This is a genomic window from Rhizobacter sp., assembly GCF_031412075.1.
In the GTDB taxonomy this organism is placed as follows: Bacteria; Pseudomonadota; Gammaproteobacteria; order Burkholderiales; family Burkholderiaceae_C; genus Rhizobacter.
Window position 1 is genome coordinate 1 of the sequence record NZ_JANOCG010000412.1, and the last position, 6592, is coordinate 6592.

Annotated in this window: 6 protein-coding genes; all 6 read right to left on the bottom strand. The window is 66.4% G+C overall.

Annotated features, from left to right (window positions below; all coding sequences use genetic code 11):
- Nucleotides 1-433 (bottom strand): MarR family transcriptional regulator (locus tag RMO40_RS15575; RefSeq protein WP_309723257.1); only part of this gene is annotated, 433 nt, incomplete at its 3' end.
- Between the two features lie 95 nt (nucleotides 434-528).
- Nucleotides 529-2133: an FAD-dependent oxidoreductase gene (locus RMO40_RS15580; protein ID WP_309723260.1), complete on the bottom strand. Its 1605-nt coding sequence runs from the start codon at nucleotides 2131-2133 to the stop codon at nucleotides 529-531.
- Nucleotides 2130-3704 (bottom strand): polyamine aminopropyltransferase, encoded by a 1575-nt coding sequence (locus RMO40_RS15585; RefSeq protein WP_489660174.1) that lies wholly within the window; start codon nucleotides 3702-3704, stop codon nucleotides 2130-2132. The genes RMO40_RS15580 and RMO40_RS15585 overlap by 4 nt, the downstream gene beginning before the upstream one ends.
- A gap of 12 nt (nucleotides 3705-3716) precedes the next feature.
- On the bottom strand, nucleotides 3717-3941 hold the full coding sequence (locus RMO40_RS15590) for a DUF350 domain-containing protein (RefSeq protein ID WP_309723265.1): 225 nt from the start codon (nucleotides 3939-3941) through the stop codon (nucleotides 3717-3719).
- 46 nt (nucleotides 3942-3987) lie between these two features.
- The gene (locus tag RMO40_RS15595) at nucleotides 3988-5559 is read right to left on the bottom strand and encodes a DUF4178 domain-containing protein (protein ID WP_309723268.1); all 1572 of its coding nucleotides are present in this window, start codon (nucleotides 5557-5559) and stop codon (nucleotides 3988-3990) included.
- A 15-nt stretch (nucleotides 5560-5574) separates the two neighbouring features.
- Nucleotides 5575-6591, bottom strand: a complete 1017-nt coding sequence (locus tag RMO40_RS15600) for an SPFH domain-containing protein (RefSeq protein ID WP_309723270.1) — start codon at nucleotides 6589-6591, stop codon at nucleotides 5575-5577.
- Nucleotide 6592 lies beyond the last annotated feature (1 nt).

Genomic DNA, 6592 nt, shown 5'->3' on the forward strand with positions numbered 1-6592 from the left:
CCTGCAGCACCTCGCAGGCGGGTGCCATCAACCGCTCCACCAGATCGAGCTCCTTGACGGTGAGCGTGGCCGCCATGGCGCTCACCACCTCGGCCTGCAACTTCATCGTCTTGCGCGCGAGCGCTGCGCCCGCTCGCGTGAGGAACAAGAGCTTGGCCCGCGCATCGGCGGGGTCGACCTCGCGCCGCACCAGGCCGCTCGCTTCCATCTGCTTGAGCAGCATGCTGGTGTGGCTCTTGGCCGAAAAGCTGCGCTCGGCCAGCATCTGCTGGCTGATGCCCGGCGAGGTGCTCAGGTTGGCCAGCACCTCATGCTCGGGCAGCTTCACGCCCAGGCGAGTCAGGCGCGTGCTCATCACCGCGTCGCACAGGTGATAGGCACGCACCACCGCCAGCCAGGCGGCGGTTCCATGAGCGGAAGACGGTGTTTTCATGAAACGACTGAACCCCAGATGGTTCAGAACCGAACCAGTATGACCTCTCCGCATTGACCCGGGGCCGCTTGTGGCATCAAAGAGTCTGATGGCTGCTACCTGGCAAGTGCCTGCCCAACCCGGTGGCCAGAGAAGTACGCCTCTTCAAACACCGAATAACCCGCCAGGTCACTGTGCGCAAAGCGCACGTGGCCCTTCATCTCTGACAAGGCCTTCAGCGCCGCGCTGCCGCGCACACCCGGCGCGGGGATGCTCATGGCGTGGCCGTAGCGCATCAGGTCGATGCGCTTCACCTTGGCCGGCAGGTCGGGGTGGGCTTGCGCCAGGTCCTTGAGCACGGCGCTGGCCCACACCGACCAGTGGTCGTTGAGCAGGCGCGCGCGTTGCGCCCTCAGTTGCTCTGCCGAGTCACCGCCCAGCGCCCAGTAGCTGGTGAGCACGGTCGGGCCGGGGTGCGGCCGGGTGCTCTGGTGCATGGCGTCCACATAGCCGAGCGAAGGGCCGGCGTGGATCACGTTGTCCCAAGACGGGGGCGCGCCGCCGCGGTCGGCCAACACCTCGTCGAGGTGCAAATTGGCCACCAGCCAGGGGGCGTAACGCAGCTGCGACGCGGCTTGCTGCAAGGCGCCGAGGGGCGAGGCCAACACCCGCGCGGTGATGAACAAGGGCGTGGCCATCACCACCTGCGTCGCCGTCCAGCGCTCGCTGCGCTGGGCGCGGGCGTCCCACACGTCGACCGCCACGTCGTGCTTGTTCTCCACCACGCGCAGCACCAGCTTGCCGCCGTGCAGGCGCTCGCGCAGCGGCGCGGCCAAGCGCTCGGTCAGCCAGGCATTGCCTTGCGGCCAGGTGAGCACGCCTTCGCGCTCGTCGGCCTCGTCGGCGCCAGGGGCGTGAAAGCCGTGGCGGCTGGCGAAGTAGTGCAGGCCGGCCCAGGCCGACACCTGCGCCGAGGTGGCGCCGTAGTCGTCGCGGCAGCAGTAGTCGAGGTAGCTGCGCAGCGGGGCGGCCACGAGGCCTTGTGCGTCAAGCCAGACGCTGAAGGTGACGGCGTCCAGCGCATCGTGCCCCGCCGTCCACGGCGCGCGCGAGGTGGGCATGCTGAAGCCGAGCGTCTTGCCGGCCTGCGCCACCAGCGTGCTGAAGCGGCGGTACTGCGAGAGCGTTTCGTCGCTCTGGCCCACCACCGGCAACAAACCCTCTTGCCACTGACCGTCGATGAACAAACGTTCTTGCGGGCTGTGGCACAGGTGGCGTTCGTCGTAGATGCGCTGGCCGTGTTCGATGCGGCTGACGCCCAGCTCTTCGAGCAGCTCAATCACTTCAATCGCCTGCTCGCCCGGCACCGGCAGGTAATGCGCACCGAGCGGGCAGGCCATGCCGGCGATCTGGTGGCCTCGGCTGTTGCCACCGGCGGTGTCTTCCAGGTCGAGCAGGTGCACGTCGGCCACGCCCTTGCGCGCCAGGGCCCGTGCGCACGCGAGACCGGCCACGCCGGCGCCCACGATCAGCACTTCAACACGGTGCTGCGCGGCGGGTGCCGGCAGGCTGTCGCTTGTGAGGTCGCGCAGACGGTGGCCACGCTCGTGTTGTGTTCCCACCCAGCCGCCTTCGTAGCGCGGCTCGGCGGCCCGGCGGCACGACGCCACCAGCGGCCATGACGCTGCGGCGCCGAGCAGCGTGCGCCGGCGCCAGCTCATTCGTGCACCCGGCCCCATTCTTCTTCGAAGGTCTGCACCAGCACCTGGTTCGACAGGCGGTTGACTTCGGCAGGCACCCGGGCCATGTCGGGCGGGAACTGCAGCATCGCCGGCAGACCCTCTACCGTCAGAAACCGCAACCCGGGCGGCAGCTGCGTGGGCACGCGGAACGGCCGGCGACTCGCCAGGATGAAGCCCCACTCGCCGAAGCTCGGCACGTGCACGTGGTAGGGCGTGGTCTGCAGGCCGGTGGCCTCGATGGTGGTCGCCACCGTCCAGTAGCTCTTGCGCGCGATCAGTGGCGAAGTGGTTTGCATCACCGCATAACCTGAAGCCGAGAGATGGGCGTCGACCAGCGAATAGAAGCTGGTGGTGTAGAGCTTGCCGATGGAAAAGTTGGTGGGGTCGGGGAAGTCGACCACGATCACGTCGAAGCTGCCGGGGTGCGTTTCCCTGTTCTGTTCCAACCATGCAAACGCGTCGCCGTTGACGATGCGCAGCTTGGGCGAGCGCAATGCGTCAGCGTTGAGCTGGCGCAGCATCGGTTGTTCGGCTAACAACGTTGTCATGTGCGGGTCGAGCTCGACCAGCGTCACCTCTTCGACGCTGGGGTACTTGAGCACCTCGCGCACTGCCATGCCGTCGCCGCCCCCGAGCACCAACACCCGTTTGGGCGCACCGTGCGCCGCCATCGCGGGGTGCACCAGCGCCTCGTGGTAACGGTATTCGTCGCGTGAATGGAACTGCAGGTTGCCGTTGAGGAACAGCCGCACGCCGACACGGCTGGCCGTGACCACCACGCGCTGGTAGGCGCTGGTCTCGCTGTAGAGAATGCGGTCGCCGTAGAAGCGGTCTTCGGCCCAGGTGCTGATGCGGTCGGCGCTGGCCAGCGCGGCGAGCAGCGCTCCCACCACCGCGAGGCAGGCGATCACGTGCGCCGACAGGCGGCGCAGCTCGCTGCGAAAGAGCCACATGGCCCACGCGGCCACGCCCACGTTCAGCAGCCCGAACACCGCCCCGGTGCGCACGAGGCCGAGCTGCGGCACCAGCAGCAAGGGGAAGGCGATGGCCACCGCCAGCGCGCCGAGGTAATCAAAGGTGAGCACCTGCGAGACCAGGTCTTTCAGCGCATAACGTTCGCTGAAGTGGCGCTTGAGGATGCGCATGACCAGCGGGATCTCCAGCCCCACCAGCGTGCCGATCAACAGCACCAGCGAATACAAGACGAAGCGGAACGACGACGTCGGCAGCGTCTGGAGCGAGAACAGCACCGCCGGCATCAACCCTCCGATCAGGCCCACCAGCAGCTCGATGCGCAGAAAGTGCGCGACCAGCTGGCGCTCGAAGAAGCGCGAGAGGTAGGAGCCGATCCCCATCGCAAACAGGTAGCTGCCGATGATGGTGGAAAACTGCAGGATCGAGTCGCCGAGCAGGTAGCTCGCGAGCGCACCTGCCACCAGCTCGTAGAGCAGCCCGCAGGCGGCCACGACGAAGACCGAGGCCAGCAGGGCCACTTCGGCTGGCCGGATGGGCGGCACGGCGGCCGTGTCAGTGGCTGACACGGCGATCAACGCGCAATGACATCAGCCGTGAATGGCTGCTGAAACGATGAGTCCGATGGCGATGCACTTCGCACCGACCACGATCGCCAGCGCCACGTTCTTCTTCTCGACCAGCTCACCCCACAGGTCGTACGGCGTGAACTTGTCGACGATGGCAAAACTGATCCAGAACACCACCACGCCGATCAGCGCGTAGAGGATCGAGCCAAAGAACATGGCAGGCTTCAACCATTCGATTCCGATCATGCGAGTCTCCTTGAGAAAACGTGTTGGCGGCGGCGCGGCGAAGTCATCACTTGTGGCCCCCTCCGCTTGAAAAACCACCGAAAGAACCACCGCTGGTGCGCGAGCTGCTGCGGTTGCTGGCGAGGCAATTCTGGTACTCCTGCGAAGCTTCGCCGTAACTGTCGCGCACGGCGTTGCAGTCGCGGCTGTTGTCGTCGCTGCAGCGGAACATCATCAACAGCACCACGACCACGAAGACCCAGAAGAACACCTTGGCCAGCAAGCTGGCCGCATTGCCCGAGGTGGGCGTGGCGTCACGCTTGAACGCCGCACTCTGGTCGGGCGAAAGACGGAAGGCTTTCAGCACCACGTCGGAGTCGAGCGACTCGCCGCCCGACCAGACCACCTCGCCCTCGGTGCGCTCGCAGTTGAGGCGCTTGTCCTTGGCCGCACCCTCGCCCTGGTAGTCGGTATTGCGGGTGAGTTCGTCGCGCTTGAGCTGCCAGTAGAACTCGCCCAGCACGTAGGTGACACGCCCGCTGTAGTCGTAGAGCTTGCGATACATCGCGCCCTGGTAGCGCACGTTCTGGCCCGAGGCGGTGGGCACGCCGGTGAGCGGCGCCGTCCAGCTCCAGCCGTCTTCGGCGTCGACGAGAAAGGCAAAACCCTCTTCGCGGTGGTACAGCAGGTATTCGCGCCAGCTGCTGGGCTCGTCTTCACCCACCTCGGCACGCTCGGCGTAGCCCACCACCTGCCAGGGCTTCGCGGGCTTGCCTCCCAACGCGAGGCTGCCGACGCTGCCCAAGGGAATCAACGGCTCGTCACCGTCGTTCTGCGCATAGTGCGCGAGGTCGCCGCCCACACCCTGCGACACATCGACCACCGCGTGGCACTGGTGGCAGGCAATGGACTGCGTCGTCGAGAGCTTGATCTCCAACGAGGTGCCGCAGCTCGGGCACTGGACGCTGCGCGCCTTGAGTGTTTTTTCCGTGTTGTCGGCCAAACCACTCATCGCGAGTTGGCTGATGGCCACCGAGCGGCCCACCGACCACTTGGGTGCGGCCGCGTCGCTGTAGTCGAGCGTGCCCACTTCGTCGCGTGTGCTGCGCAGGTCGGCCACCACAAAACCGCGTTCGGTGTTGGGCTTGAAGGGCAGTTCGCCCTGTGCGGCGATCAGCTTGGCAACGTTGACCGACGCGGTCGTCCAGCTCTGGCCAGCGACGATCTGTTGAGTGCCGGGACGCAGCGTGTCGGCGGCAGGCACCTCGCCGTCGAGCGGCGCGTCAAAGGCAATAACGTAGCGGCCGTTGTCTTCGCTCAGCCAGCCACTGCGCTGAGAGTCGAACAGGGCATGCCACTCGTTCCAGGTGCCGTCCTTGTAGCGGTATTGCAGTCGCCCGACGAGCGTGAACGCAGCGCCTTGGTAGCTGCCGGTCGCACCCAGCTGCAAAGGGGAGTGATCGTCGAAAAGTTCGGCGCTCTCGCCGATCTTGCGCAGCGCGTCGCCCTCACGTGCGACGGTGCTGCGGCAGAAGCTGCACACCGCGAAGGCCGACGCGGCCGAGCGGAACTCGACCGGCGCCCCGCAGTTGGGGCACGCGGCCCGGGATGCGCGCTGAGGGCTGGGGTCGGTGGCCAAGAGCGGCGGGCGCGGCTACACCAGCTTCTTGAGCAGCTCGGCCTTCTTGGCGTCGAACTCTTCCTGCGTCAGGATGCCCTTGACCTTGAGTTCGCCCAGTTTTTCAAGCGTGGCCATCACGTCGTCGGCCCGGATCGGCGCGGCCGCAGCGGCCGGTGCCGCGGGTTGGCCTTGCAGACCCTGTGAGAGCTGTTGCGCCATCACCTGGCCCAGCGCCACGCCGGCGCCCAGGCCCATGGCGTCGCCGGCAATGCCACCACCGCCCGAGCCTGAGCCCTCGGCAAACTTCGGAATGGCCTGCGCCGTCTGGTACTGCATGAACTTGCCCATGTCGCCACCGACCATGCCCATGCCGATCTTCTGGTCGAGGATCTTCTGCAGCTCTTCGGGCAGCGAGACGCTCTGCATCGTCACCGCTTCGAGCTTCAAGCCCAGCTTCTCGAACGAGGGCGCTGTGGCCTCCTGCAAGGCCTTGGCAAACTCGACCTGATTGGCCGCGAGGTCGAGGAAGGCCACGCCACTCGATGCCACCGCGTCGGAGATGTGCTGCAGCATCAGGCCGCGCAACTGGCCGTCGAGCTCGCTCACGGTGTAGGTGTCGCGGGTGCCCGAGATCTCGGTGTGGAAGAGCTTCGGGTCGACGATGCGGTAGGCGTAGTTGCCGAAGGCACGCAGACGCACGGCGCCGAAGTCCTTGTCGCGGATGGTCACCGGCTGGGTCGTGCCCCAGCGCTGGTCGATCTGCTGGCGCGTGCTGAAGAAGTACACATCGCTCTTGAACGGGCTCTGGAACAGCTTGTCCCAGTTCTTCAAGTAGGTGAGCACCGGCAGGGTCTGCGTGGTCAGCTTGTACATGCCGGGGCCGAACACGTCGGCCACCTTGCCTTCGTTGACGAAGACGGCCATCTGCGACTCGCGCACGGTGAGCGAGCCGCCGTACTGGATTTCGTTGCCCGCCATCGGGTAGCGCCAGGCGAGCACGCCGTCGCCAGACTCCGTCCACTCCAGAATGTCGATGAACTGTTTCTTGATG

Coding starts and splice junctions, on each gene's coding strand:
- RMO40_RS15590 (WP_309723265.1), bottom strand. CDS start 3,941: ATGATCGGAATCGAATGGTTGAAGCCTGCCATGTTCTTTGGCTCGATC.
- RMO40_RS15580 (WP_309723260.1), bottom strand. CDS start 2,133: ATGAGCTGGCGCCGGCGCACGCTGCTCGGCGCCGCAGCGTCATGGCCG.